Origin of the sequence: Flavivirga algicola, from assembly GCF_012910715.1 — a bacterium.
GTDB lineage: Bacteria > Bacteroidota > Bacteroidia > Flavobacteriales > Flavobacteriaceae > Flavivirga > Flavivirga algicola.
This window is the reverse complement of record NZ_JABBHF010000008.1, coordinates 45,930-71,991: the sequence shown is the minus strand read 5'-3', so window position 1 is coordinate 71,991 and position 26,062 is coordinate 45,930. Positions and strand designations below refer to the sequence as shown.

The 26,062-nt window shown below is 32.5% G+C and carries 24 protein-coding genes; 7 read left to right on the top strand and 17 right to left on the bottom strand.

Going from position 1 to position 26,062, the window contains the following annotated elements:
* Positions 1 to 25 precede the first annotated feature (25 nt).
* On the bottom strand, positions 26 to 1,288 hold the full coding sequence (locus HHX25_RS14335) for a glycoside hydrolase family 117 protein (RefSeq protein ID WP_169674901.1): 1,263 nt from the start codon (positions 1,286 to 1,288) through the stop codon (positions 26 to 28).
* Between the two features lie 512 nt (positions 1,289 to 1,800).
* Between HHX25_RS14335 and HHX25_RS14330 the strand changes: the two genes are divergently transcribed.
* Positions 1,801 to 2,475, top strand: coding sequence for a class I SAM-dependent methyltransferase (locus tag HHX25_RS14330; RefSeq protein ID WP_169674898.1), 675 nt, complete (start codon positions 1,801 to 1,803; stop codon positions 2,473 to 2,475).
* Here the strand turns inward: HHX25_RS14330 and HHX25_RS14325 are convergent.
* From HHX25_RS14325 to HHX25_RS14305, 5 genes are all read right to left on the bottom strand, one after another.
* Positions 2,472 to 2,666: a GIY-YIG nuclease family protein gene (locus tag HHX25_RS14325; RefSeq protein ID WP_169674896.1), complete on the bottom strand. Its 195-nt coding sequence runs from the start codon at positions 2,664 to 2,666 to the stop codon at positions 2,472 to 2,474. The genes HHX25_RS14330 and HHX25_RS14325 overlap by 4 nt on opposite strands.
* Before the next feature lie 204 nt (positions 2,667 to 2,870).
* The gene (locus tag HHX25_RS14320; RefSeq protein WP_169674894.1) at positions 2,871 to 3,326 is read right to left on the bottom strand and encodes an SRPBCC domain-containing protein; all 456 of its coding nucleotides are present in this window, start codon (positions 3,324 to 3,326) and stop codon (positions 2,871 to 2,873) included.
* Positions 3,319 to 3,648 carry an ArsR/SmtB family transcription factor gene (locus tag HHX25_RS14315; RefSeq protein WP_169674893.1) on the bottom strand — a complete coding sequence of 110 codons (330 nt, stop codon included), beginning with the start codon at positions 3,646 to 3,648 and terminating at the stop codon, positions 3,319 to 3,321. Before HHX25_RS14315 ends, HHX25_RS14320 begins: the two co-directional genes overlap by 8 nt.
* Positions 3,649 to 3,767: 119 nt before the next feature.
* The gene (locus HHX25_RS14310) at positions 3,768 to 4,181 is read right to left on the bottom strand and encodes a MotA/TolQ/ExbB proton channel family protein (RefSeq protein ID WP_169674891.1); all 414 of its coding nucleotides are present in this window, start codon (positions 4,179 to 4,181) and stop codon (positions 3,768 to 3,770) included.
* Positions 4,182 to 4,192: 11 nt separating this feature from the next.
* Positions 4,193 to 5,524, bottom strand: coding sequence for a serine hydrolase domain-containing protein (locus HHX25_RS14305; RefSeq protein ID WP_169674889.1), 1,332 nt, complete (start codon positions 5,522 to 5,524; stop codon positions 4,193 to 4,195).
* Between the two features lie 200 nt (positions 5,525 to 5,724).
* On the opposite strand from HHX25_RS14305, the gene HHX25_RS14300 reads away from it, so the two are divergent.
* Both HHX25_RS14300 and HHX25_RS14295 read left to right on the top strand, forming a co-directional pair.
* Entirely contained in the window at positions 5,725 to 6,780 is a 1,056-nt protein-coding gene (locus tag HHX25_RS14300) for a sensor histidine kinase (protein WP_169674887.1), read from the top strand.
* A complete protein-coding gene (locus HHX25_RS14295) occupies positions 6,781 to 7,497 on the top strand; it encodes a LytR/AlgR family response regulator transcription factor (protein ID WP_169674885.1) in 717 nt (238 codons plus the stop codon).
* 99 nt (positions 7,498 to 7,596) lie between these two features.
* On the opposite strand, the gene HHX25_RS14290 is transcribed toward HHX25_RS14295, so the two are convergent.
* The 3 genes from HHX25_RS14290 to HHX25_RS14280 are packed head-to-tail and all read right to left on the bottom strand — an operon-like array spanning position 7,597 to position 9,220.
* Entirely contained in the window at positions 7,597 to 8,424 is an 828-nt protein-coding gene (locus tag HHX25_RS14290; RefSeq protein WP_169674882.1) for a mechanosensitive ion channel family protein, read from the bottom strand.
* A gap of 41 nt (positions 8,425 to 8,465) precedes the next feature.
* A complete protein-coding gene (locus HHX25_RS14285; RefSeq protein WP_169674880.1) occupies positions 8,466 to 8,645 on the bottom strand; it encodes a hypothetical protein in 180 nt (59 codons plus the stop codon).
* Positions 8,645 to 9,220: an RNA polymerase sigma factor gene (locus tag HHX25_RS14280; protein ID WP_169674878.1), complete on the bottom strand. Its 576-nt coding sequence runs from the start codon at positions 9,218 to 9,220 to the stop codon at positions 8,645 to 8,647. Before HHX25_RS14280 ends, HHX25_RS14285 begins: the two co-directional genes overlap by 1 nt.
* 248 nt (positions 9,221 to 9,468) lie before the next feature.
* Here HHX25_RS14280 and HHX25_RS14275 point away from each other — a divergent pair, with 248 nt between their 5' ends.
* Entirely contained in the window at positions 9,469 to 11,178 is a 1,710-nt protein-coding gene (locus tag HHX25_RS14275) for a tetratricopeptide repeat protein (protein WP_169674876.1), read from the top strand.
* A 108-nt stretch (positions 11,179 to 11,286) separates the two neighbouring features.
* On the opposite strand, the gene HHX25_RS14270 is transcribed toward HHX25_RS14275, so the two are convergent.
* From HHX25_RS14270 to HHX25_RS14255, 4 genes are all read right to left on the bottom strand, one after another.
* Complete coding sequence (locus tag HHX25_RS14270) at positions 11,287 to 12,132, bottom strand: DUF4249 domain-containing protein (RefSeq protein WP_169674874.1); 846 nt, start codon at positions 12,130 to 12,132, stop codon at positions 11,287 to 11,289.
* An 85-nt stretch (positions 12,133 to 12,217) separates the two neighbouring features.
* Positions 12,218 to 14,581 carry a TonB-dependent receptor gene (locus HHX25_RS14265; protein ID WP_169674872.1) on the bottom strand — a complete coding sequence of 788 codons (2,364 nt, stop codon included), beginning with the start codon at positions 14,579 to 14,581 and terminating at the stop codon, positions 12,218 to 12,220.
* Between the two features lie 282 nt (positions 14,582 to 14,863).
* Positions 14,864 to 16,318, bottom strand: coding sequence for an amidase (locus HHX25_RS14260; RefSeq protein WP_169674869.1), 1,455 nt, complete (start codon positions 16,316 to 16,318; stop codon positions 14,864 to 14,866).
* A 274-nt stretch (positions 16,319 to 16,592) separates the two neighbouring features.
* The gene (locus tag HHX25_RS14255; RefSeq protein ID WP_169674867.1) at positions 16,593 to 17,678 is read right to left on the bottom strand and encodes a helix-turn-helix domain-containing protein; all 1,086 of its coding nucleotides are present in this window, start codon (positions 17,676 to 17,678) and stop codon (positions 16,593 to 16,595) included.
* Between the two features lie 212 nt (positions 17,679 to 17,890).
* Between HHX25_RS14255 and HHX25_RS14250 the strand changes: the two genes are divergently transcribed.
* The gene (locus tag HHX25_RS14250) at positions 17,891 to 18,985 is read left to right on the top strand and encodes an adenylate/guanylate cyclase domain-containing protein (RefSeq protein WP_169674864.1); all 1,095 of its coding nucleotides are present in this window, start codon (positions 17,891 to 17,893) and stop codon (positions 18,983 to 18,985) included.
* Between the two features lie 195 nt (positions 18,986 to 19,180).
* Here HHX25_RS14250 and HHX25_RS14245 read toward each other — a convergent pair whose 3' ends face one another.
* From HHX25_RS14245 to HHX25_RS14230, 4 genes are all read right to left on the bottom strand, one after another.
* Positions 19,181 to 20,371 carry an acyltransferase family protein gene (locus HHX25_RS14245; protein WP_169674862.1) on the bottom strand — a complete coding sequence of 397 codons (1,191 nt, stop codon included), beginning with the start codon at positions 20,369 to 20,371 and terminating at the stop codon, positions 19,181 to 19,183.
* Positions 20,372 to 20,492: 121 nt separating this feature from the next.
* Complete coding sequence (locus tag HHX25_RS14240) at positions 20,493 to 21,650, bottom strand: helix-turn-helix domain-containing protein (RefSeq protein ID WP_169674860.1); 1,158 nt, start codon at positions 21,648 to 21,650, stop codon at positions 20,493 to 20,495.
* A gap of 73 nt (positions 21,651 to 21,723) precedes the next feature.
* Positions 21,724 to 23,124, bottom strand: coding sequence for a dihydrolipoyl dehydrogenase (lpdA, locus tag HHX25_RS14235; protein WP_169674858.1), 1,401 nt, complete (start codon positions 23,122 to 23,124; stop codon positions 21,724 to 21,726).
* Between the two features lie 81 nt (positions 23,125 to 23,205).
* Positions 23,206 to 24,744 (bottom strand): S41 family peptidase, encoded by a 1,539-nt coding sequence (locus tag HHX25_RS14230; RefSeq protein ID WP_240964540.1) that lies wholly within the window; start codon positions 24,742 to 24,744, stop codon positions 23,206 to 23,208.
* 182 nt (positions 24,745 to 24,926) lie between these two features.
* Between HHX25_RS14230 and smpB the strand changes: the two genes are divergently transcribed.
* Both smpB and HHX25_RS14220 read left to right on the top strand, forming a co-directional pair.
* Positions 24,927 to 25,385 carry an SsrA-binding protein SmpB gene (gene smpB, locus HHX25_RS14225; RefSeq protein ID WP_169674854.1) on the top strand — a complete coding sequence of 153 codons (459 nt, stop codon included), beginning with the start codon at positions 24,927 to 24,929 and terminating at the stop codon, positions 25,383 to 25,385.
* 136 nt (positions 25,386 to 25,521) lie between these two features.
* Positions 25,522 to 26,049 (top strand): hypothetical protein, encoded by a 528-nt coding sequence (locus HHX25_RS14220; protein WP_169674852.1) that lies wholly within the window; start codon positions 25,522 to 25,524, stop codon positions 26,047 to 26,049.
* Positions 26,050 to 26,062 lie beyond the last annotated feature (13 nt).

Below are 26,062 nucleotides of genomic sequence, written 5' to 3'. Positions count from 1 at the left end.
AGCAGTGTGTTCAATGTAGCTGATACTATTTTCTCATTTGTTTTTTATTCTCGGCTTTAATACGCTTGCGTTGTTTTTCACTTAAAGCATGTGAATAATAAAATTCGGGATTAAAATAGTAATATTTATGGCGTTTCATTTCTGGGTCATGAACATCAAGACTCAAGTCACAATCAAATCGCATAAGAATACTCACAGACGGATTCCAACCGTATGCGGGAGCAAGGTGGGAAAGTCCCCAGGTAATCCCCCTTCCGTCTCCATTGTTTGAAAAAGCATCAGGAATATAAGGGCCCGATGCAGTAGGCATTAACTCTACAATAGAGGCTATCTCAAAGTTAACCCCGTCTTTTGCATATTGTATGGTAAAGTGTTCATTGCCATCTTTTATTACCAGAGCAGCCATCCCCTCTTTAAATGGAAACATAGTGGTTTCATGGCCCGAGTTGATTACAGGATTTAATGGATGTTTTTTAAACGGTCCCAACGGGTTGTCTGCAATGGCCAAACCAGTCATACGAACAAGATTTGGGTTTCCATCAAAATCCGACTTGTAATACAAATAAATTTTATCCTTGTAAACAAATGGGTGCGGATCATGAATTGTATATTGATCCCATTCTCCTTTTTTTCCATTTTCTACCACAACTTTATCGTATGGGATCCAAGGACCATTTGGTGAATCTGCATAAGACACTGCCACAGGACAATAATCTCCTTTTAAACCGCTAGCTTCCATAAAACCTTGATAATACAGGTAATATTTGCCTTTGTAAACCAAAATATCGCAGGTAGTCACCGAGCGCCAGCCTACATTTGGCTTTGGAGGACGTGGTACTGCAACGCCTTGTTCTTCCCATGTAAATCCATCTGTACTGGTTGCATACCAGATTTCGGATAGATCCCAATCTGCAGAAGGAATGGTATCATTGGCTTCTTTCGCTCTATGCATGCCTACTGGTTTTACAGGCGTATTTCTATAGGTATACCAAACATAATATTTTCCGTTTGTAAAAATAACTTTCGACGGGTCGCGACGTGTAATGGTACCGTCATAATTATTATAATCAAACCCCTTTAGTTCTGTATATTTAAACTGGGAATACAATTCATTATCCTCAGGCCTGGCCCCCATATAGTTCGTGTAATTTCGTTCCATGGCTGCACTAAGTGGTCTATTGGGCTTTTCTTTAGGAAGAATAAATGGAAATCCGTCTTGTGCATATAAAGAAGTGCTCCCGATTATTAAACAGATAAGTAATAAACTTAAAATCTTAGCCTTTTTCATAATAATAATTTTGTTCTCTAGTTTGGTTTAAAATACCGCCAGCACTCTTGCTATATGGGATCATATCGGTTATTCGATAACTTTACAAATATACACCAAACTGAAAATTTTAACAAAATTTCTGAAGGTTTGAGCAAGTACAAACTCAACATTTTTAACATTGACTACATTAAAAATCCCCTTATAATCCTTTGTTTAAATCGTTTTCCATTAATAAACAAAGTTCTTTTAAGATTTTGACTCCCTCTAATTCGTGTTTTTTATTACAAGAAAACAGAAGCGACTTCACTCCTTGATTTTACTATCGAATTGTTATTCTTTTTAATCAATTAGTTTTCCTATTTAATTAAGTATACGAAATTCCACTATTTTTTATTAATTTCGAATCAGTTAATCTGTTGATTTATATAGTCTTCATCTAATCCTTCATCTTTTCTGTAAAATCCTCATAAACAAACATCTGAATTAAATACTTTTTTATACCCCAGTTTTCAGTGTAATTATAGCCAGTTATGAAAGAACAAAATGAAACTCAAAAAACAAAAAGGCCTTGGCCAACCAAGGATGCCATGGAACAGATTTACGACATGAAGCTTTGGGGCGATAACCAATCTGCTTTTTATTCAGGTGAAGGCTCACATGCTTCCAAGATAGTAAATCCGTATATAGATGTTTTAACGTCATTTCTAACATCATTTAAAAATCCTGTTGTAATGTGCGATTTAGGCTGTGGCGATTTTAATGTGGGGAAAGAACTTGTAAAGCACACCAAAAAGTATATTGCTATAGACATTGTAACGGATCTTATAGCATATAACAAAGTAAAATTTAAAGAAGATAATTTAGAATTTCATTGTTTGGATATTGCAGTAGATGATCTGCCTTCAGGAGATTGTGCTATATTAAGACAAGTACTGCAACATTTATCTAATGCAGAAGTACAAAATATATTAAGAAAACTAACCGATTTTAAATATATTATTATAACCGAACATGTACCTGAAGGCCCCTTTATACCCAATAAAGATATTATCTCTGGACAAGGTATTAGATTAAAAAAGCAAAGTGGTGTAAATATTTTGGCACCTCCATTTAATTTTAAAGTAAAAGAAAAAAAAGAATTATTATCCGTTATCTTGAATGGCAACAAAGGCATTATCACCACAATGCTTTACAAAGTTTTTTAATATGTATTGTTAATATTCAACTCTTCAATTAGCATATCTTGAAGTATATTTAATTCCACATCATAATTTATGTTTTCCTTCTCATTTTTCTCTAGTTCAGATAAAACCTCGAAAACAAAATTGCCCTCCCAGTATTCGTTCCAATCGTTTTGCAAATCTTTGCTTCTATGATTACCAAATTTGAGCTCCATTTTATGCCTCCTCCATCTTGATTCCATATCAATACTATGGTCTTATTAGAGATGACCTAACGATAAAACATAAAGATACATTGAGACTCGCAAAGCTAAATTATTTACTAAGAAGTTTAGTTTTTTGGGGTTGTATTGTGTAATTTTTAATAAAATAAAAAAGCCCTATTTAAGGGCTCTCATTCCTATAAAGCACTTAATGGTTTATTTTACCAATACCTCCAAGTGCTTAACCAATCTCTCAAAAGCAGAACCCCATCCATTATAGAATCCCATTTCTTCTTGTTGCTTGCAATATTCTGGAGTCGCATGAACCACATTAAAAGTAAATTTAGTTTTCTCACCAACTGCTTCAAAATATGCTTGTAGCTCTACATTTTCTGTCATAGGTTTAAAATCTGCAGAAGTCACGATTTTTTCCAGTTCCACAATTTCTGTATAAGCTCCTTCCGAAATAAACTCAGTTCCATCTGGCATTTGCATGGTATATTTCCATTTTCCACCGACCTTAAAATCATGTTCGATCACTTTAAGATCCATTCCATTAGGAGCCCACCATTTTAATATGTGTTCCGATTGTGTCCAGGCATCCCAAACCAACTGTACAGGAGCATTAAATGTTTTTTCAATTGTTAAAGTTCTATTTGATAAATCACTCATTTTTATTGTTTTTTATTTGAATCTCATTAATGTAATTTTCGAAAGCATCTATTCTATTCTCCCATAGTTTATTATATTGTTTTATCCACAAAAAAGCAGGAATCAGGTTTCGAGGTTGTATTTCACAAAACCGTTCCCTCCCCTTTTTATTTATCTCTATAATACCACACTCTTTTAAAATCTTTAAATGTTTTGAGATCGCAGGGCGGCTCACTTCAAATTTTTCCGCTATGGTATTTACGGTTAATGTTTCGTTAGAAAGCAACTGTATAATATCTCTTCTAACAGGATCGGCAATGGCCTGAAAAACATCTCTTCTCATAATAATTACGTAACTAATCGGTTACAAATATAAAAGTAACCATTTGGTTACGCAAATATTTTCACAAAAAAAATCCCCTTTCATAAAAGAAAAGGGGGTAAATACTATAAAATAAGGCTTTAAGACTTTTGAAATGTTTTTAATATAATGATGCCTATTCTTGGTAAAATAAATGTAATGCTACCAAATACCGTAGTTAAAAACGATATTTTTAATCCACCTGCTAATCTGGCTGTAGACATTCCAACCATCATATCTGCTGCTTCAACCTTATCAAAGGCAGAAATAAGACCTATAATGGAGCCTAAAAACCCTAATACCAGCCCTAATATGCTTGCATCGGATGCTAAAGCAGTCATTTTTTTAGATTTCGTTTGATCTTTTTTTAAATATACAACACCAAATATTAAAAATACTACAGCTGCTAAAAGGCAAATTAAAATCAGTGACATAAAAAACGGACCGCCTTCGTGAAACCTTTTGGATAATTCTGAAAAGAAACCAGGGGCTTTGAGTACATGTAATGTTTTCATAGTTTATAAATTTATTGTTTTTTAGTGAATACTTTTGGTAATTTTCCTGTGTTTTTAAATACTACTGTTTTCGATTTCAAATCGAAGTTTAAAATAACCCCTGAATCTAACAAAGTAGTAAACTCAATTTTCTGTCTAGCTGATAGAGCTATTAAATCCTGGCCTTCCGGCCCACCTTTTAATGTTTTTCCATGCGCTTCAAATACCAAATTAAAAGGCATTTCTTTACACTCATAAACACCCGCATATTGTTTTATCTCTTCTTCTGTTAACTCAATAGTTTTAAAATTCGGCATTATTAAATCTTTTCCTATTACAGCATCAACAGCACTAAACATGATAAACATTAAATCATAATTTAATGCATTAACATTTAAAGCTATTGCGGTTTCAAGTTTTGGAATATATATGGTTATGGACTTAAATGAATCAATACCTCCATTATGTCCATAAATGGTTAATTCATTCTTTGCCATGCTAAAAATTCCACTGCCATATTCGTTTTCAATGGTAGTCATTAATTCAAAACTTTCTTTGGACATTAATTTATTGTGAAATAATGCATTTATAAATACAACTATATCTGAAGGATTAGATACAATACCCCCCGCACCTCCAGGTACACTCATATGTGTTTGATTATCTTCCTGCCATATCGCATCGTTTTCATTATAATAAGACAAACACTCATTTTTACTTATATCTATGCTACTACCATAATATGTATTTTTTAAATGAAGCTTCTCTACGATTCTTTCTTTTAAAATTGTTTTATATGATTTGTTTTCAATCCTTTCCAAAATATACCCCAGCAATACATAATTAGTGTTACTATATTCATGCTTTTCTCCAGGTTGAAAAACAACATCATGTTTTAAAATTTTAGCCAGCATCTCTTCTTGAGTTGTAGCTTTTTGCATCCAGGTATAGAAATTTTCATCATTAGTGATATTAAATATACCACTGGTATGATTTAATAAATTAGCAATAGTGATTTTTGATGCATTTGTAACTTGTGGAAAATAATTTGATAACTTATCCTCTAATTTGATTTTCCCTTCATCTACCAACTGAAAAATCAATGTTGCTGTAAATGTTTTTGTTATAGACCCTATTCTATATTTAGTATCTATTGTTGCTAATTTATTGTCATTTTGATTGATGTACTGATACCCTACAGATTTATTATAAACTGGTTTTCCCTTTTGTAGAATAGATAAACTACCCATTACTTGATTATTTTCATATAATAACTCTAATAAAGAATCCAATTGTTTATAAGTATTATTTTGGGAGAAGCCTATTGTTGTTACCAACAGTAAAAAGGATAATAGTTTTTTCATTTGTGAAGTCATTATTAATTCATTTTTTAAACATGACTCAAACTTATAGTGTTTTTATAATCAATTAATTTAAATGCGATGGATAACCAATTTAACTATTAAAATAGCAAATTGTTAAAAACATCGCTAAATTGGTTATCCATCTACAAAAACCGAATTAGCTTTAAAAAAATGGTATTATTGTAATATTATTCAGGTACATGCTAACAAAACAGTTCTTTTTAAATAAAACGGGGCAGTTATTACTCCATATCACATTTTGGTGTGGAGTTCTTTTATTCTATACATATTTTTTTGGTTTTGATAGTACTGACTTTAGCTACGTCTTATCATTTTCCTTGTTTTTAATGCCTATAACTATAGCAACCACCTATGTTTTTATTTATAAACTCATCCCCGATTATCTTATAACAAAAAAATATTTCCAGTTTGGTATGTATAGTGTATATACCATTATAATTTCTTCCTATTTAATAGTTATTTCAGTGTTTTACGGATTAATCTACTTATCCCATTTCCAATATGCAGATATGGCACCAATTAGTAGAAATCTACTTTTTGTAGCTATAGCTGTATATCTAGTCGTTATATTAGTGAGTGGATTTAAATTATTAAAACTGAACCTAAAACATATTACACAAACCAATAAACTTGAAAATAAAATTTTAGAAACGCAGCTTAAACTTAAGGAGCAGCAACTTAATTACTTAAAGATGCAAATTCACCCTCATTTTTTATTTAACACACTAAATACCATGTATGGTTTTGCATTAAAAAAAGCGGATGAAGCACCAGAAATGATTTTAAAACTCTCTAACTTATTAGACTACCTACTTTATAAAGTTGACAAACCTTTTGTTTTGCTAACAGACGATATTGATCATATAAAAGATTATATTGAATTAGAAAAAATGCGCTTTAATGAAACTTTAGATATTACTTTTTTAACGGCGCATATCCCAGAAGATATTAAGGTCGCTCCTATGCTATTGCTACCTTTTATTGAAAACAGCTTTAAACACGGTGCTATTAAAAATGGTTTGCTATCCATTAAAATAAATCTAACTTGTAAGGATAAAATTATCAATTTTAGTATTGAAAACACGAATAAACAATCTGAACCTCATAAAAATGGTATTGGATTAGAAAATATACGAAAGCGACTGGATTTATTATATAAAGATAATTACACACTAAATCTTATTAATAAAAGCACTTTTTTTAAAGTAAACCTAACATTAAACACAGGAGAATAATTGTTACAGGACCAAGACATATCATGCCTCATTGTTGATGATGAACTTATCGCCAGGGAAGTTATAGAAACACATCTAAAAAGCATACCAAACATAAAAATAATTGGTAGTTGTCATAATGCCATTGAAGCATTTGGTTACATAAGAAACCACAGTATAGATTTAGTTTTTTTAGATATAAACATGCCGGAAATATCTGGAATCTCCTTTGCCAAATCCATTAACAAAAACATCAAAATTATATTTACAACGGCATATCGGGATTATGCTGTGGAAGGCTTTGAATTACAAGCGGTAGATTATTTACTAAAACCGATTTCTTTTGACCGCTTACTAAAGGCTATTAATAATTATTATGAAATATATAGCGAACAAAAGAATGCGGTCCTTGAAAAGTCAAATAACAACGATTTTATGTTTGTTCGGTCTGATAGACGTATGATTAAAATAAATTTTGATGCCATCATTTACATTGAAAGTTATAGTGACTATATCAAAATTCATTTAGCCGATAAGACCGTTGTAACCAGAGAAACGATTAGTGCTATTGAAGCTAAATTACCTGTTAAAAAGTTTATTCGAATCCATAGATCTTATATCATATCCATAAATAACATAACCTCTTTTACAAATGAAGACATTGTAATTAACAATAAATCATTGCCAATTAGCAGAAGCTATAAAAAAGAAGTATTAAGCGTTTTAGAAAGTTTTTAAAAAAGATGCCCCTTTCCAAAGAAATGAAAAGGGGAGTTATAGAAAGTTGCTAAAAACAAGGAAAAAAGTAACCAACCAAAACTTTAACCCTAACTAAAGTCAATCCTTAATCTTTACTTGGCTCTCTACAATATCTTTTATAGGAATAACTAATTTTCCTTTCTCTGTTTTTAACGTCACAGTTATACTATCTATTGTTTCAACTTCCCCTTTAATATTGTTAAATTCGATAACCTGTCCAATTTCGTAAGTTTTTCTCGCATAAAACGCTTTTAAAAGGTCCCCAACCACTTTTTGCGCTCCAAATCCAAATGCTAATGAGAATGCCAGCAAAAAAGCAGCTAAGATCATGGTTAAATTGCTGGTAATAATTTCGGTATTAACACCAGCCTGGTTTAATGCCGTAATTGAAACAAAAACCAATATGATAAAGAATACAACCTGGCTTATAATCTTTGCCCCAGATAAATCCATGGACTCGAAAAAACTTTTGATACCTTTTTTGATCACATTTGCCAAAACCAATCCAACCGTAAATATGACCAATGCTGCAAATAGCTGTGGTAAGTAACCTAAAAGGTTATTTATCTGCTTAGAGATTATCGTTAAATTCATGATGTCTGACACAATAATGATCAACATGATGTACATGACCCATTTCACGAAATTTGAAATAATCTTTATGGTATCGAAATTTAGTTTTTTACCTTCGACAATTTCTATATCGTTTAGTTTATCGTCTAATTTATTAGCTTTAGCAAGTTTTAAAGCTTTCTTTATAATGCGGACTACTAGTTTTGTAACTAGCCACCCAATAAACAAAACAAAAAGTACGACCACCAAATTAAGAAGTATTTTTGTTACCTCTGGCCACATATTACTTAAAGACTCTATGGCTTTATCTTTTAATCCTGTTACTTTTTCCATATTTTAATTATTTTTAGTTTGGCTAAATATTTGTTTGGCTATTATTTGTCCTTTCGTTGTTTCATCACAGATTCTATAAGATCGCCTATATTATAAGAAAACAATGCAGCAAGATCCATAAGCAATTTTGCCATGGCAATATCACTCATAACCTTAGATTTCAGCTCTTTTGGAACTTCCTTAAGGGGCTTGTTTATGTCTTTAAACGGATTATTTTCCATTACTTAAGATTATCGTTATACACTGTTACTAACTTATCTTTGGCGCGTTTAATTCTCATTTTAACGGCACTTTCACCAATTCCTAAAACACTTTCAATATCCTTAATGGAAAGGAAATCTTGGTATTTTAGTAATAAAATCATTTTCTCATCGGGAGAAATTAGGTCCAAAGCTATTTTTAGCTTATCCACTTTCATATCAATAAAACTATAATCATCGTCATAGTCTTCAGAAAGGTTTTCAATATCTTTATAATCTACAGATTGCTTTTCAAATTTTTTGGCAGTATTTCTTGTGACATAATTTACACAATGGTTGTACGTGAAAGCATATAACCATGTTGAAAACTTCGACTTTCCCTTAAAACTCCCCAGCTTAACGAAAAGCTTTAAAAAGACATCTTGGGTTAAATCCTGAGCTTCATCTTGATCTTTAGCAAAACCAAAACACTTATTATATACCAACATGGCATACCTATCGTATAAAATCTCAAAAAGCAATGTATTATTGTCTTTTACAATGCCTTTTACCAGATCTTCATCAGACAGTTTATTGATATCTTCGAGGGTTTTCAAATGGAGCGTTTCGCTATTATAGTTATTAACATTTTAAAGGTCAACATCTTAAAAATGTAATATTATTAATATAAATCATTAAATAAAACAAAAATAAGTAAGTTTTATATTATAGACATTTAAAAAGTTTAGTAATTTGTAAAACAACAATTTTATCAAGAAATAAAATTTTACAAAATGTAACTGAAAATGACAAAATCATCATTAAAGGTTACAGGTGACATTTAAAAATCAATAAATACAAACACATGAAAAGAAGTATACTACTAATCATGGCCCTAAATTTATTTTTTTCTTGTAAAAAAAACAATGAACAACCGAAAGAATTTATAAGCAAAACCACGACCTCATCCAAGTATACCTGTATACCACTGGTTACAGATGCCGAATGGTATAAAAAAGATAACATAGCACCACTTTTAAAGGGCTATGATGCGGTAGACTATAAAATTACAACTCAGAATGCTTTGGTACAGCGTTATTTTAATCAGGGTATGACACTGGCTTACGGTTTTAACCACGCCGAGGCCGCACGTTCTTTTTATTATGCTACAAAACTAGATCCCGATTGTGCCATGGCTTATTGGGGATACGCGTATGTATTAGGCCCCAATTACAACGCAGGTATGGAAGATGATAATTACGAACGGGCTTACGAGGCTATACAAAAAGCAAAAGCATTATCTAAAAATGCAACCGAAAAAGAAAGGAAATTCATAGATGCCATGGCACTACGCTATGCTCCCGAACCTCCTGAAGACAGAACAGAATTAGATACCAAATATTCTGAAGCCATGAAAGTTTTGTATGATCAACATCCTGAAGATACCGAAATTAGTGCTTTATATGCCGAATCACTTATGAATCTACATCCTTGGGACTTAAATGAAAAAGATGGTACGGAAAAGCCATGGACTGTAGAAATCGTAACTCTTTTAGAAAAGCTCATTGCTCAAAACCCAAAGCATCCTGGAGCGCATCATTTTTATATTCATGCGGTTGAGGCCTCTACCACTCCCGAACGTTCCAACATTTCCGCAAAAGCTTTTGATGACGGTTTGGTTCCTGGTTCTGGACACCTGTTGCACATGCCATCGCATACCTACATAAGAACTGGAGAATATCATAAAGGAACACTATCTAATATCGCTGCGGTTGAAGCTGATAGTGCTTATGTTATCGCCTGTCATGCACAAGGGGCTTACCCACTCGCCTACTACCCTCATAATTACCATTTTATGGCTGCTACTGCAACCTTAGAAGGTAATAGCCATTGGGCCATGATTGGTGCCAATAAAGTATCAGAACATGTACACCCAGAAATTATGAAGCAGCCTGGCTGGGGTACTTTACAGCACTACTATACCATTCCTTATTATGTAGCCGTAAAATTTAAAAAATGGGATACCATCCTAAACATGAAATTGAAAACCTATGATTTGAAATACCCCAAAGCAATTAGGCATTATGCTGAGGGCATGGCATATTTAGGCAAAGGAGATATAAACAAAGCTAAAGCTGAACTAATAGAGCTTGAGGCTCTGGCAAAAGATGAAACACTGAATGAGGTAACGGTATGGGACATTAACTCGGTTTATGATTTAGTCAAAATAGCTGAAAAAGTTTTAAAGGCAGAAATTATGGCTCATGAAGGTGATTTAAAAGCCAGTATCGTTCTCTTAAAAGATGCCGTTAAAATGGAAGATGCCTTAAACTATAATGAGCCACCAGATTGGTTTTTTTCTATTCGGCATCATTTAGGACGTATTTATACACTTAACGGACAAAAGAAACTTGCCATTGAATTATATCTTGAAGATCTTGATCGTTTACCTAAAAACGGATGGGCCTATCACGGTATAAAAGTGGCTTATGAAACATTGAATGATAAAGAAAATGCTGAACGCTATACTATACTTTTTAAAGAAAGCTGGAAGCATGCAGATTTTGAATTGTAACATAACACCTTGTTAATCAACAATCAATATGAGATTAAATCAAAAAGGTCTAAAAAAGTTAAACTTAACTTTTTTAGACCTTTTTTGTTTTGATTCAATAATTAAGAACTATTGGAACGTATAGCTTGTTTTCACAACCTGTGTCAACCTAAAATAACCAAAGGCATAATTATCGGGGGTTGTTGTATTAATACAATTACCCTTCAAAGGCACTGGTGTAGAACTAAAAAGACCTGCTCCTTCAGATTGTTCTATCAGAATTTGCATATAATTCGAATAGGCCTCAGAAATGCCAAAAAACGAAATATCAACGACATCCCCTGGTTGGAACGACTCATTTACTTCATCCGTGTCTTCATCATCTTCCTTTTCATACCACATGGGAATTCTATTACCATTAATAAATTCATCATCAAAATCTATAAGTTCTGGCAATAAATCACCTTGTCTTTGAATCTTAAGTAAATAATAATTCTCTTCAGCCTCTGGATCTGTGAAAATAATGTTTACTTCCAATAAATCTTCATCTTCTTCTTCTTTAGACTGATTAACCTCCGTTATATCTACAACTGGCGTCAATGTTTCATTTGCTGTATAAGTTTCTCCCTCATGAATCACTTCTAAAGTATAAGATTGTCCTATTACGGGAATAAACCCTGTATTGGTATACGCGCCATTGTTTTGATGTGTAAAAATGAACTCTGTTCCGTCATTATCGTTAACAACTCTTACAGAAGCATTTGTAACAGCTGTATTAGTATTTGTATCAAAATAAGGTGTCGATTTACTTAATTTTATAGTTTGATCGCTCCCCGTGGTTCCTTTTTCCCAGTCAATAGATGCCTCTATGACCAATCTACTAGGTGCTGTTTGTACATCTACATTTATAACATCATCACATGATGTCAACGTCATTGCCAAAAAAAGTATTACTAATTTAAAATATGTTTTCATGTGTTCGTTTTTTATTGTTTTTTTATTCATAGCATATAACCCTATAATCAAAATATTTAGCTTTATTATGAAGCGGTTCATTTTATTAAAATTTAAAGTTATATGTTACAGATGGCACCATAGGGAAAATAGCTGTTCTGGTAGCTTCATTAATACCTAAACTTTCATTTTGAGCAAAAGAAATTGATGCAGCATTCTTTCTACTATAAACATTGTAGATACCAAAAACCCATTCGCCCTTCCATCGCTTATTTGGTTTTCTATTCGGTCTATAGGTTGCTGAAAGGTCTAGCCTGTGATAAGCTGGTAATCTATCTGAGTTTCTATCTGAAAAACTAGCTATGGATTGTCCTTCATATTGATATTGCCCATTAGGGTATGTTACTGGTCTTCCTGTTTGAAAAACGAAATTACCTCCAAAAGTCCATTTATCATTTAACTCGTAAGCACCCGTGATCGATAAATCATGCGTTCTATCAAAAGAAGAGTTATACCAATTCCCATTATTAATTCCTGGGCCTCCAGCTGTACCTCCCAAGGTTCTTTGTTCTGCTTTAGATAAAGTATAGGCAATCCACCCCGTAAATCTTCCTTCATTTTTACGTACTAAAAGCTCTAAACCATAAGCCCTGGCATCTCCACTTAAAATTTCTGTTTCTATAGTATTTTGCCCAATTAGGTATGATCCATCAATGTAATCTATCCTATCATCGGTTGTTTTATAATAACCTTCAATCTCCAGTGAGTATTTTTTATCGTTAAAATTTCTGAAATAGCCAATCGCATACTGATCGGACACTTGTGGTTTAACATATTTTCCGCTGGCAGTCCATACATCCAAAGGCGTTACCGATGTTGTATTTGACAATAAGTGAATATACTGAGCAGACCTTGAATAACCTGCTTTAATAGAAGAAACTTCATTTAATTGGTATGCCAAAGAAGCTCTTGGCTCTAAATTACCATATGCTTTAATAGTTTCTCCTTTTTTATAAGGAGTCTCCCCTACTTCTATACCACGCTCATAAATACCCAGCAAGCTATTATATACGACAGGTTGGTTGTTCGCGTAGTTTACCATTGACTGGCCTCCTAATCGGCTAAAACCGCTATACCTCAATCCATATTGTAATGTCAAATTATCTGTTACTTTATGCTCTGCATTTGCATATATGGCACTTTCGAAGGCTTTTTTTCTATCCAATGCCAAAGGATTTATAGGAGATGTAGGGGAAGTAGGTTGCACTTGCCCTGGATCAAAATCATAATAAATGCCACTAATTCCAAAATCTAATTTGAACTTATCATTAGCATAGTATTTAAGATCGTATTTTACATTATAATTATTAATTGATGAGATCCAATCAAATTCATCGTCTATAATTTCTAAATCATAATCATACTTACTATAAATTAAGGACAGGTTTGAAAATAAACGATCATTAAAAATATGGTTCCATCTTAAATTTCCTGAGGCATTACCATAACTACTTTTAAAACTTTTACCAAACTTAAATGAGTCCCTGCCAAAATACCCCGAAAGATACAGCTTATTGCTTTCACTTAACTTGTAATTCGTTTTAAGGTTTAAGTCATAAAAACCAAGCCTATCCTTTTCGTTTGCTGCAGCTAAAAACAAATTAATATAAGAGCTTCTACCTGCGACTAGAAAAGAACCTTTATCTTTATACATAGGTCCCTCAACAGCTAGTCTACTTGAAATTAGCCCTATTCCTCCTGTAAAAGCAAGGTTTTTACTGTTTCCATCTTTTTGACGCACATCCAATACAGACGACGTTCTACCTCCAAAACGAGCAGGGATTCCCCCTTTATATAATTTAATGTCTTTAATAGCATCTGCATTAAACACAGAAAAAAAGCCTAACATATGTGATGTATTATAAATAATCGCCTCATCTAATAATACCAAGTTTTGGTCTACGGCACCTCCCCTTACATGAAAACCTCCTGTCCCTTCTCCATTTTTAGTAACTCCAGGTAGCATTTGTAAAGACTTTATAATATCTACCTCCCCTAAAACCACAGGCATTTGTTTAACTGTTTTTATGTTTAATTTGGAAACACTCATTTCTGGTTTCTTAAGGCTTACCCGTTCGGTTTCTTCTGCAACAACGACAACCTCTTGTAATTGCGTTGACTGCTCTTTAATTTCAAAATTTACTTTTTGATTTTGGTCCAAAGTTATTTCTTTGCTCATATTTTCGAATCCCATATAAGAAACAACCAGAGTATAGTTGCCTTTTGGTGCCGTAATAGAAAAGAACCCATACTCATTACTAATGGAACCAACACTAGTTCCTTTTAAAAATACAGACGCTCCAAATGCTGTTTCTCCATTTTTTGCCTCCTTTACTATACCACTGACGGTATAATTTTGCGCTGACAAAACAGCGGTAAATAACATAAATAATATTATTAGATTTTTCATTCGTTTTTTGATTAATGATTTTAAATTTTTTATATGATTTGTTGTTAAGTAATATTTAATCCCTTCTTTTTAATGCTAGGCTTTGCACGCCAGTCCAAACCCAGAAAGTTCGATTAAAAGATTTTTGCGATAGATTTTCATGTTTATACTCCATGGTTTTAATAATTAACTGTTCGTTTTTTGATTATTTGTTTTTTGATGTTTTTGTCACTCCTTACCATTGACATTCTAAATAATAAAAGGTTGCATGAATTGATATTATTTTTGTGTTTTATAAATAATTTATGGTTTAAACATTTCTGGAATTTTAAATCCGTTAGTTAGCATTTCTAGCTCTTTGGCTATTTGTAGCAACTTGTAATCGTGCCATTTCCGACCATGGATTTGAATCCCTACTGGCAACCCCTCTTTGGTTGTACCAATAGGAATAACCACTATGGGATGACCAGGAATAGCTGATGGAAAATTAAATGGGATGAATGCTTTGGTATAGGGCACCTTGCGTCCATCAATTTTGAAAGGCTCTCCTGTTTTTTGATGTTTGAAAGCGGGTACCATGGCAACAGGGGTCAGCCACACATCATATTTGCAAAAAAACCTCGTAAAAGATTCTGATATGGCTTCTTTTAAGTGTAAAGCTTCTACATAATCTTTGCAAGAACTTTTTACGCCTTGACGTACTCCCCTGGCCCATTGCGTATCTTTGTATTTAAATTTTATAGATAGATAAGACGTCAGACCTCTTAGCAGCATCTCATTTTTAATGATTCCCAAATCAAATCCTGTCATTCGTCCCCAAAGATCAATGAGCGTATTTGAACTATAACTAGGCTGAGATTGCACTAATTCATGCCTTGACCGACGGACCTTGTCTAAAAATGACATGTAAACCTCGTTATACGCTTCATCAAGATACAAGCCATCTAGTGTTGGAGCGTAAGCGATTTTTAACTTACCTTCTTCGTATTTAAACTGCTTAAAATCTATGGGAGGGTTGTCTAAAAATTGTTGGTCATTTTCCCATAATACCTCCATGGCAAGTATTAAATCACCAACGTTCCTAGCCAACGGCCCATGGCTTGTTAAATGCCTCCCTAACTGTGGCATGTTAGGTGTTTCCATACTATCCTTGCTCGATAAAGCAGATTCTGTTGTTCGTATACCACAAACTCCGCAAAAGTGTGCTGGTACTCTAATAGAGCCCCCAGAATCTGTTCCTAATTCTAACGCTGTGAAACCTGAAGCTATTGCTGCAGCCGAACCTCCCGAACTCCCTCCAACTACGCAGTTAAGATTGTAAGGATTATTAGTATGTCCAAACCTAGAGTTTATTAATTGCCAGTCAAGAGCATGCAATGCCAAATTTGTTTTGCCTATAATAATAGCGCCTGCATTTTTTAATCTTTTTATCAGCTCTGCATCACTAACTGCTATGTTTCTTTTCAGCTTAGGGCTTCCGTTTGAAGTAACCAAACCCATTACATTAAAAGTATCTTTAACTGTGATTGGTAGCCCATGCAGGGGCCCTAAAACTTTGCCATTACTTAATAAAACATCTTTGGTTTTGGCCTCTAAAACAATATCATTATAATCTTTAATATCGGTTACGGCATGAATGGTTTTATTATACTTTTCAATATGATCTAAAAACTGCTTTACTACTTCCACACATGAGACTTTTCTATCTCTTATAAGTTTTGTTATTTCTGTAGCACTTTTAAAAACTATAGATTTCATAATTATATTTAAAATATTCTAATCTATTTGGTATGATTGTCTATATGGACTTTCGTTGGAGTGTTTTTTTCACTCTATAATATTTCATACATTAAAATCTTCGGCAAAGATGTAACAGATAAGAATATAAAAAGGCTTAGTTTACAAGGGCTATAAAAAGAGAGGTATGCGCCTATAGGGAAACACATGTAAAAATCTAAAAATCAAATAATTAAAAAGATTAGTGTTTAAAAAAAAGAGGGTGCGTGTATACAGGGAAAAAGAAAATCATTCTTTAGGTATTTCTAGTATTAAAAAACTCAGTAGGTGTTTTACCTGTATGTAATTTAAAATGCTTATTGAATGTAGATTTTGTACTAAAACCACAATCATAAGCCAAAGAAATCATGGTATATTTTTTATTTTCAGGAAGCGATGCCAATGCAATAAACGCTTCAATTCGAAGTGCATTTATATAATTATAAAAATTCTTTCCTTCTTTTTCATTGATTACTTGCGATAAATGATTCGGATGTACCTCCAATCTTTTGGACAGCTCAACCAAAGTTAGGTTTTCGTCCTTATAAGACGCGGCTTCATTCATCATCTTGTTTAAGTTGGCATAAATTTCAGAAGCCATAGCTCCATTTAAGCCAGATTTCGCATATTTTTCAGATATCACATTAGATCTTGAAAGAGGCTCTCCTTCTTTCGTATTTTTGGTCTCTATTACAGCATCTTTTATCCTAGTTCCTTCCAGTTCAAAATTTGAATTAAAAATATTCAATTGATTGATACCAAAAACAGCTATACTTAAAACAAAAACAACAACAACCGAAAAAATAATGTTATTCTCGAAAAAGGCAGAAGACAACCAAATAATAGCAAACCCGAAAGAAAGCAACCGAAGCCATTGCAGTTCTTTCTTATCTGTATTGGAAAAACTATCTTGAATTCTTATTTGATATTTTTTTATTAGAATTATAGACCATACCGCATATATTAATCCCGATATGGCTATAACCAAATTATTCATAATAACATACCACTCATAACCTATGCCTTCATTCTTATAGACATATATTTTCTCCGGTCCTGTTAATTTATAAAATGGTATGGCCAAAATGTAAACCAAAAGAGTTGGCAAAAGGTGTAAGATTATTTTCGGAATACTATTCAACGGTTTTCCTGTAATCTCTCTTACATAGAAATACAAAAAGACACCAATCATTACAGGCATCCCAAAATCTACACCTAACCAGTTTGGGTACTGAAAAGTAATTTCCGTAATATTTAAATAATTAAATATTTGGTTAATCGAAATTAGTATGAGCCATAATACCAGAATTTTATCTGCGCGCGATTTATTCTTTTTAATCAATAAAAGAAGTGAAAGAAAAATAGCGATACATATTCCTATTATAAAAAACACCGGTAATTAGAACATTTGGTTTAATATTTAAACAAAATAACGTAATATTCTTTTCTTTATTAGCGTATCATTGAATAAAAGCATCTAAATTCAAAATGTGTTTATGTAAATGATATAGATGCTTAAAAATAAAATCATTATGATTTATCTATATTTACTTAATGCAATTTCACCCGTTATACAAATATTATTTTAGACAGATTCTTTCTTTTGGAATTATTTGGTTGTTTTTTGGTTTAGTTTATATCATGCTTGAATATGGAATTTTAGGTAGAACTACTATATATCCAGCCACAGGAAATAAATACAGCCTATCAACTTCTTTAACCATGATAAGCCTTGGTTGCTTATTAATGGGATTCTCGCAAGGAATTATAGAAATTTTTTGGTTTAAAAAAAAATTTAACAAAAAGTCTTTTTGGACTAAACTTACATTTAAAAGTATCTTTTATCTTTTTTTTATCGTTGTCTTCCTTATCTCCTTAACATTTATAAATAATACTTATTTATATAAAGCCTCTTTATTTGACCCTATAGTAATTGATAGCGTATTGGTGTTTATAAAAAAGTTCTCCTTTTGGAGTACCGTTATATATACAGGGATTATTTTAGATATTGCCCTGTTTTATTCTGAAATTAAGGATTATATTGGTAAAAACGTATTATCTAACTATCTTGGAAAATACCATAAACCGAAACAAGAAACACGTGTTTTTATGTTTCTGGATATGAAATCGTCTACAACTATAGCTGAATCTCTAGGACATAAAAAATATTTTGAACTACTACAAACCTACTATGCAGATATGACCAAGGCTATTTTAGAGACTTCTGGCGAAGTATATCAATATGTTGGGGACGAAATTGTGGTGACTTGGAAAGAAAAACCTGGATTATATAAGAATAACTGTATTCATTGTTTCAGAAAGATTTTTGAAATGATAGATAAGAAAAAGGAGAAATATATTAAGCAATTTGGTTTAGTGCCAGAATTTAAAGCTGGTTACCATATAGGCGCAGTAACCACTGGAGAAATTGGCATCATTAAAAAGGAACTTATTTATACAGGTGACATTTTAAATACTTCTGCTCGAATTCAGGCTGAGTGCAACAACCTTAATTCTAAAACTCTAATTTCTGAAGAACTTGCAAAAAAATTAAAAAAGGATGGTCGGTTTTCGTGTATAAAAGTTGAAAACTTATTACTTCGTGGTAAAAGGAAATCCATACAATTATACAAAGTGATTTTTAATTAATTTAATATCTTAGTTCATTGCCTATTTAACTCGCAATATTATCAATCTTGTTCGTTTATTGCCTCAATATAAACTTTATCTTTTCAGTCACATATAACCTATGTTGGACTCTCTTTGTTCATCAATTAAAGTTCTATCATCATTAGGTTTATCTAATGTTTCTAAATAATTTCATTTTATCAGAATTTTTAAAACTTATTTATCAAAAGCTAGCGATTTACGAACTTGATCCTCCTTTAAAGTTTCTTTTTTGGATTTTATTTTCATCCCAAATACAACTCTTAAAATATTAAATTGTCTTATAATAAGCCAATAGAAGCCAATTATTGAAACCAACGAGAGTACTATTATCAATATAGCTTGAAAAATATATGAAATTTCCATTTGGAGGACTCCATAACCAATAAAAATTAAAACAGGTTGATGTAACAAATAAAACGGATAAATAGCCTCATTAAGTAGTTTTCTGTATTTATGGTCTTTATTAAAATATTTCTTAAAATAACCAATTGCTGTTAATCCGCAGGATAATGAAATGATCATCTCTATAATTCCACGGGAATAATCCTGAATTATTGAGGGCTTTCCTAAAATATAAGGTAATGAAAATAGCAATATTGTAAAAACAATTGTTTGATAAAGGTATAATCTTCTGTCTTTAACTAATGCATCAATTACTTTATAATTTGTAAACAATATAAAGCCACTCATAAAAAATAATAAATAGTAAACAAAATACGCCCAATCATTATACAAAGCATGTGTGCTTTTAGGAAAGTATTGTCTTAAAATTAATTGAGATACTATAATAATTGGAAGCAACCAATTTAATCCCATTTGTCTAGAAGCCGTAGTTATTAGTTTTCCTCGTATTAAATTATAATGTGCGCTTTTCGTATAATTTAAAAATGGTGCTATTAATAAAGAAATGATTAATAAATAAAGGATAAACCATAAGTGGTGCCATGAAATATTACCTACTGGATATGGGCCACCATCAAACATATGGGGAATAAAATCTAAAAGAGAGCCGTAATTATCAATCCGCTCAACATATATCATTAATGGTACCAATGTAAAGAACCCAAATGTGAATGGAATATAAAGTCTTCTAAGACGTTCTTTCACATATTGCCAGCTGGTTCTATGACCAATGGCATAAAAGGTCCCGACTCCTGATACTAAAAACAATAATGGCATTCTCCACAAATGCAACCACCACATAATAGGGTCTAAGAATTCGAATGATTCATCACTATTAACATGCCATTGTTCGGGTCTAAAAATCATACCTACATGAAAAAAGAATACGCTTATTATAAGTCCTATTCTTAACCAATCGATAAAATATTGTCTTTGCCTTTTTGTTTCTTGATGCGCATTCATAACTGTTCGTTTTTTGATTTGCTTCAAAAGTACTGGCAGTTGCAATAGTTTTACGAATTAGCCTATAAGCGAGGTGTACTAGTTTATAGGGACACACAAATAAACATTAATAGCCAGACAGTTAAGAATCTCTATACTGAGAAGGCGTTAGTGACGTTATTTTTTTAAATGCTGAATTGAATGCCGATTTGGAGTTATATCCTACTCTTTCGGCGACTTCTTCAATCGTTAGTTTTTTTCCTAAATCTGTTTTTAAAATAGCTTTAGCTTCATTTATTCTATGAGTTGCCAACAGTTCGAAAAATGATTGGTTTAATCGCTCATTAATAACTTGAGATACATGATGTGAAGTTTCATTTATTGCTTTAGATAAACCTGAAAGAGAAGCCGAACTACTAACATAAAACTTCTCTTGTTTCATTTGGACAATGATCTTGTTCAATATCATATCTTTTTGATCTTCCAGCAATGACGATTTTTTATATTTCAGAACAGGACCTTCTAAGAATGAGGATACTTCTGTGTAATATGATGATCTATTCATAATTTGAAAAGTCGTCAAAAAGACCATAAAACAGATATATAAAAAGATTAGGTAGTCGCCAACATCACTTTCGAAAGTAATCTTAACAAAAATTAAAATAACGGTAATTATCAAAAAATGATAAAACGAATTTCTAAGCGATTTTAACGTTTTATCTGTGGTTTTAAAAATGGTTACACCTCTTTTTTTAGCAGATTGAAGCAACCTGTGAGCTACTACTGCCACATAAGCTAGAATATGAATGATAGTCCCTAAATTAACATAGTTACGAACCCCCAAAGGATCTCCAGTATAGGCTTCAGTAATTTTAAGCTCGGGGATATTTAAATTCATAACATGTATATTGTCATTGTATTTAAATATATCTTCCTGCAAGTAGAAGCATAAACAATAAACAAACCATAGCGCAAAGGGAATAAAGTGAAGCCCATCTTTTCTACTTCTTTTATCACCTAATTGGGATGTCATAAACAAATAAATAAGCGGGGCAATCACAAAATTTAAGGGCTCTGAAAAATTGGTAAGCCACAATACCTTAAAAATATAGCTGGTATAGTTAAGCCAACCTTCCAACATGATAAACGATAATACTAAAATTAGCATCCCCATGTACAGATTTGGAGATTTATTAGGTATCGATTTCTTAATCAAGAAATAAGATATAAAAAACCCAAAGCAGATCCCTACAAAAATGATTAAGCCAATAATATTTGTATGAATAGGAATGTTCTGCATATTCCAAAAATAATAATAAAAAAAGCGAACTCGACAGGTTCGCTTTTCTTTTATTCTAATATATTTTAGTGACTTATATATGTAACGGTCTATCTTCAGTAGCTGCCAAAGCGGCTTCTTTAATAGCTTCTGTAAATGTAGGGTGTGCATGAGACATACGCGATACATCTTCGGCTGATGCTCTGTATTCCATAGCTACAACGGCTTCAGCTATCATATCTGCTGCACGTGCACCTACCATATGAACTCCTAAAATTTCATCGGTTGTTTTATCTGCAAGAATTTTCACAAATCCATCTAAATCCATGCTCGCTCTACTTCTACCTAAAGCACGCATTGGAAATTGTCCCGATTTATAGGCTACACCTGCTTCTTTTAGTTGCTCCTCGGTTTTACCAACTGCAGCAACTTCTGGCCATGTATAAACCACACCTGGTATCAAATTATAATCAATATGTGGTTTTTGTCCCGCCAACGTTTCAGCTACAAATACCCCTTCTTCTTCTGCTTTATGTGCCAACATTGCACCTTTTACCACATCACCAATAGCATAAATATTAGCGGCACTGGTCTGTAAATGCTCATTGACTTCTACCTGCCCTCTTTCATTTAGTTTTACACCAGCAGCCTCTGCATTTAAGCCATCCGTATAAGGGCGACGCCCTACAGAAACCAAACAATAATCACCTTTAAACTCAACTTCTTCACCTTTTTTATTATCTGCTTTCACAATAACCTCATCTCCTACACGCTCAACAGATTTCACTTTATGGGAAGCATTGATCTTAAACTTCTGTTTCTTTAAAACTTTGTTAAGTTCTTTGGATAGACCAGCATCCATGGTTGGGATAATACGGTCCATAAACTCTACAACAGAAACTTCAGCCCCTAATCTTTTATAAACCTGTCCAAGTTCCAAGCCTATAACACCACCACCAATCACAATTAAATGTTTGGGTATTTCTTTAAGTTTTAAAGCTTCTGTAGATGTTATAATTCGCTCTTTATCAATATTTATAAAAGGAAGATTTGAAGGTTTACTTCCTGTTGCGATGATCGTGTTTTTTGCTTCAATTTCTGTAGCTTCTTCTCCAGAAATTGCGATATGAGTTGCATCTTTAAAACTTCCCATACCTCGATAAACATCTATATTATTTTTCTTCATCAAGAAATCAATACCGCCAGTGGTCTGATCAACAACAGCTTGTTTACGAGCAATCATTTTTTCTAAATTCACCTTAACATCACCTGGTATTTCTATACCGTGTTCTTCAAAATGTTTTACAGCATCTTCATAATGGTGCGAAGAATCTAAAAGTGCTTTACTTGGTATACAACCTACGTTTAAGCAGGTTCCCCCCAACGTAGAGTATTTTTCTATAATGGCAGTTTTCATTCCTAATTGCGCACAACGTATTGCTGCTACATATCCACCAGGTCCTGAACCTATTACGGCTACATCGTATGAATTCATAAAATATATTTGATGTTTTTATTTTTAAATCGAACGTAAAAATACGAATGTTTTACGGGAAGGCAATAAAAAATGCCACTCTTATCGTCTACTTTTGATATCTTTTAGAACCCAATCAAACTCAGGGTCTTTTTTTAAATTTCTATCAATAATTGTGGGCAATATTTCAATATCTGGCATTACACCATAGCCATCTGGGTACTGTTTTTGTGGTGCTTCAATTTGCATCATCCCCATCCTTATTTTAAGCTTGGTATTTGGCAATTCGTACATTTTATAAATACCCGCCACAGTACCATTATATGCACCTCCTGTTTCTTCCCCTACAAAAATGGCTCTTTTAGTTGCTTTTAAATGTGTTGATATTAAAGAAGAGGCCGAAAATGAATTCCCATTAATCAAAACATAAATATTACCTGTAAAGTGCAGGGGTTTAGGGGCTTTAATTTTGGTTTGTCTGAACCTATAATACAACTTTCCATTCCGTTTTCTCGTTCTCATTAGGTTCTGAACAACGATTATAGGAGAAACAATACCTGACAATACTTTAATGGTATTGGGTGTCGTGTTACTCATTAAAAATTTTAAGAACGGTATGCGGCTATTTACCTCACTATCTTCAATAAACTTATATTTTTTAGTTGCCAAATACGAGTATAAATAATCTATTTCGGCAATTCTGCCACCACCATTATCCCTTAAATCCAAGATTAGGTTTTTTGTTTTAGCAGAATCTAGTTTTGCAAAACTTCCCTTATAAAACCGCTTATAATTTCCATTGGTAAAGCTTCTTAATTTCATATAAGCAATACTCTTATCAGTACCAACAAAACAAAAATTCCGTGTATATTCTTTGTTCTTTTTTATATAACCATGTCTTCGATTAAACTTACGCTTCTTTTTAAAAGCCAAACGACTTGCTTTTTTTTCTTTTGATGTTCGCTTGATGCGTTTTTTTATTTTGGTAGAGTCTTGTTTTTTAGATGTCTCTTTCTTTTGGATGCGTTTAAACGTCTTGATAAACAACGAGTCCTTATTTTTAAAAGCGACCTTTAGGCTGTCGACATACCCTTTATCTTTATAATAAAAACTAGAAAAATGCCGTCCAACGTATCTATCATGCAAAGTATTATTGTAACCATCGGAGGCAAAACGTGTTTTATATACAGTAATTAAATCTGAAACCAAATCATCATTAATCTTTAGCATTTCACATCCTACTAATGTAGAATCCTTTCCTCTCGTATTTTTCACCCAAAGCTTATTGTCCAGATACTCAAAATCCAGGGCATAAAATTCAAGCTTACGTTTTAGCAATTGTTTACGTTCTTTTTTGGTATACCATTTATTTGCAGAACCTAAAGAAATATGACCTTGCTTAACCTGTGCTACTACTGGTGCCAATCTTTTATAAAAGGCTCTGGAATCCATTGGCGTGTCGATAGACCTTTTTAAACTATCGAATTTAAAATCTAATACTTCCTTAGAGGTATATTGGTATAATTTGGGGTGATGTCTTTTTAATTGACTATATGCCTTGTCTATATCTTCGTGTATGTCTGCTACACCATGCAATTTTGTTATTTGTTCGTTATGGTTTTTAACACTTCTGCAAGACATTAAAATCAGAAAAAATAAAACTAATAAAATTGCTTTTTTCATAAACTCAATCAAATTCTACCTGCTAAAGTAATTTTATTTACTTAAATGTATAATCAATTAATAATTCTTTAACTCATAAATTGCTATTTCAGTAGTATGGCAAGTCAATAACTTCATAAAATTATGTAGTTTTGTGCTCCATGCAAAAAAACGTTAACATACAGAACAAAAAAGCACGCTTTCAATATGAAATATTGGATAAGTACACAGCGGGCATTGTACTAACAGGAACAGAAATTAAATCGATACGAAGCAGCAGAGCGTCTATTGCTGAAAGTTTCTGTGAATTTAACGAGCTAGGAGAGCTTTTTGTTATCAATATGACTATTGAAGAATATGCTTTTGGCAACTATTACAATCATCGCCCTAAAGCAGAAAGAAAGCTTTTACTAAACAAAAGAGAACTTAAAAAGCTATTAAAAGAGGTTCAAAATAAAGGGCTTACCATTATTCCTTTACGATTATTTATTAATGATAAGGGCTATGCAAAAATGGACATTGCTTTAGCAAAAGGTAAAAAACTGTATGATAAACGGGAAACTATTAAAGACCGTGATAATAAACGTGATTTAGACAGAATAAAGAAAAATTTCAAATAATCTTTGTTTTCGTTTCTACCCGCAAGCTTTTCGGTGGCTATATCTATAGAATTGTCTTAAATTTAAGAAAGCATTAACGTTTCAAGACCAACAAAAGCTTTATTTTGTTGATCTAATTTATTTATCACATTTCAAGATGAAAAAAACGATATCGATTATACTATTGTGCATCGTAACACTATCTGTACAATCGCAAGAAAAAGCAAAAAACCATTTAGAAAAAGTACAGACATTGGATAGTACAATCGAGACGTTATATGCTGTTATTTCGGGAGAAAAAGGTGTTAAACGAGATTGGGAACTGTTCAAATTTTTATTTAAGCCCGATGCGAAATTAATCCCATCTGGAAAAAATAAGGAAGGCGCCTACAAAACACGTTATATGTCACCTGATGATTATATTAAAAGCTCTGGTAAATGGCTGGTTGAAAATGGTTTTTTTGAAAAAGAAATCCATAGAGAAATAGATACTTTTGGTAATATCTCCCAAGTATTTAGTACCTACGAATCCTTTAAAAGTGAATCAGACGAAAAACCATTTATGAGAGGCATCAACAGTATTCAACTTTTAAATGATGGCAAACGTTGGTGGGTTATCAATATTTACTGGACTCAAGAAACCCCAAAAAACCCTATTCCAGAGAAATATCTTCCCAAACAATAAAATCAACAATACA

Excerpts from the sequence above, each read along its gene's own strand:
- HHX25_RS14300 (WP_169674887.1), top strand. The coding sequence starts at position 5,725 with ATGCTAACAAAACAGTTCTTTTTAAATAAAACGGGGCAGTTATTACTC.
- HHX25_RS14245 (WP_169674862.1), bottom strand. The coding sequence starts at position 20,371 with ATGAATGCGCATCAAGAAACAAAAAGGCAAAGACAATATTTTATCGAT.
- HHX25_RS14260 (WP_169674869.1), bottom strand. The coding sequence starts at position 16,318 with ATGAAATCTATAGTTTTTAAAAGTGCTACAGAAATAACAAAACTTATA.
- HHX25_RS14325 (WP_169674896.1), bottom strand. The coding sequence starts at position 2,666 with ATGGAGCTCAAATTTGGTAATCATAGAAGCAAAGATTTGCAAAACGAT.
- HHX25_RS14265 (WP_169674872.1), bottom strand. The coding sequence starts at position 14,581 with ATGAAAAATCTAATAATATTATTTATGTTATTTACCGCTGTTTTGTCA.
- HHX25_RS14240 (WP_169674860.1), bottom strand. The coding sequence starts at position 21,650 with ATGCAGAACATTCCTATTCATACAAATATTATTGGCTTAATCATTTTT.
- HHX25_RS14270 (WP_169674874.1), bottom strand. The coding sequence starts at position 12,132 with ATGAAAACATATTTTAAATTAGTAATACTTTTTTTGGCAATGACGTTG.
- HHX25_RS14310 (WP_169674891.1), bottom strand. The coding sequence starts at position 4,181 with ATGAAAACATTACATGTACTCAAAGCCCCTGGTTTCTTTTCAGAATTA.
- HHX25_RS14330 (WP_169674898.1), top strand. The coding sequence starts at position 1,801 with ATGAAAGAACAAAATGAAACTCAAAAAACAAAAAGGCCTTGGCCAACC.
- HHX25_RS14220 (WP_169674852.1), top strand. The coding sequence starts at position 25,522 with ATGAAAAAAACGATATCGATTATACTATTGTGCATCGTAACACTATCT.
- smpB (WP_169674854.1), top strand. The coding sequence starts at position 24,927 with ATGCAAAAAAACGTTAACATACAGAACAAAAAAGCACGCTTTCAATAT.
- HHX25_RS14335 (WP_169674901.1), bottom strand. The coding sequence starts at position 1,288 with ATGAAAAAGGCTAAGATTTTAAGTTTATTACTTATCTGTTTAATAATC.
- HHX25_RS14320 (WP_169674894.1), bottom strand. The coding sequence starts at position 3,326 with ATGAGTGATTTATCAAATAGAACTTTAACAATTGAAAAAACATTTAAT.
- HHX25_RS14315 (WP_169674893.1), bottom strand. The coding sequence starts at position 3,648 with ATGAGAAGAGATGTTTTTCAGGCCATTGCCGATCCTGTTAGAAGAGAT.
- HHX25_RS14230 (WP_240964540.1), bottom strand. The coding sequence starts at position 24,744 with ATGTCTTGCAGAAGTGTTAAAAACCATAACGAACAAATAACAAAATTG.
- HHX25_RS14290 (WP_169674882.1), bottom strand. The coding sequence starts at position 8,424 with ATGGAAAAAGTAACAGGATTAAAAGATAAAGCCATAGAGTCTTTAAGT.
- lpdA (WP_169674858.1), bottom strand. The coding sequence starts at position 23,124 with ATGAATTCATACGATGTAGCCGTAATAGGTTCAGGACCTGGTGGATAT.
- HHX25_RS14250 (WP_169674864.1), top strand. The coding sequence starts at position 17,891 with ATGCAATTTCACCCGTTATACAAATATTATTTTAGACAGATTCTTTCT.
- HHX25_RS14285 (WP_169674880.1), bottom strand. The coding sequence starts at position 8,645 with ATGGAAAATAATCCGTTTAAAGACATAAACAAGCCCCTTAAGGAAGTT.
- HHX25_RS14275 (WP_169674876.1), top strand. The coding sequence starts at position 9,469 with ATGAAAAGAAGTATACTACTAATCATGGCCCTAAATTTATTTTTTTCT.
- HHX25_RS14305 (WP_169674889.1), bottom strand. The coding sequence starts at position 5,524 with ATGAAAAAACTATTATCCTTTTTACTGTTGGTAACAACAATAGGCTTC.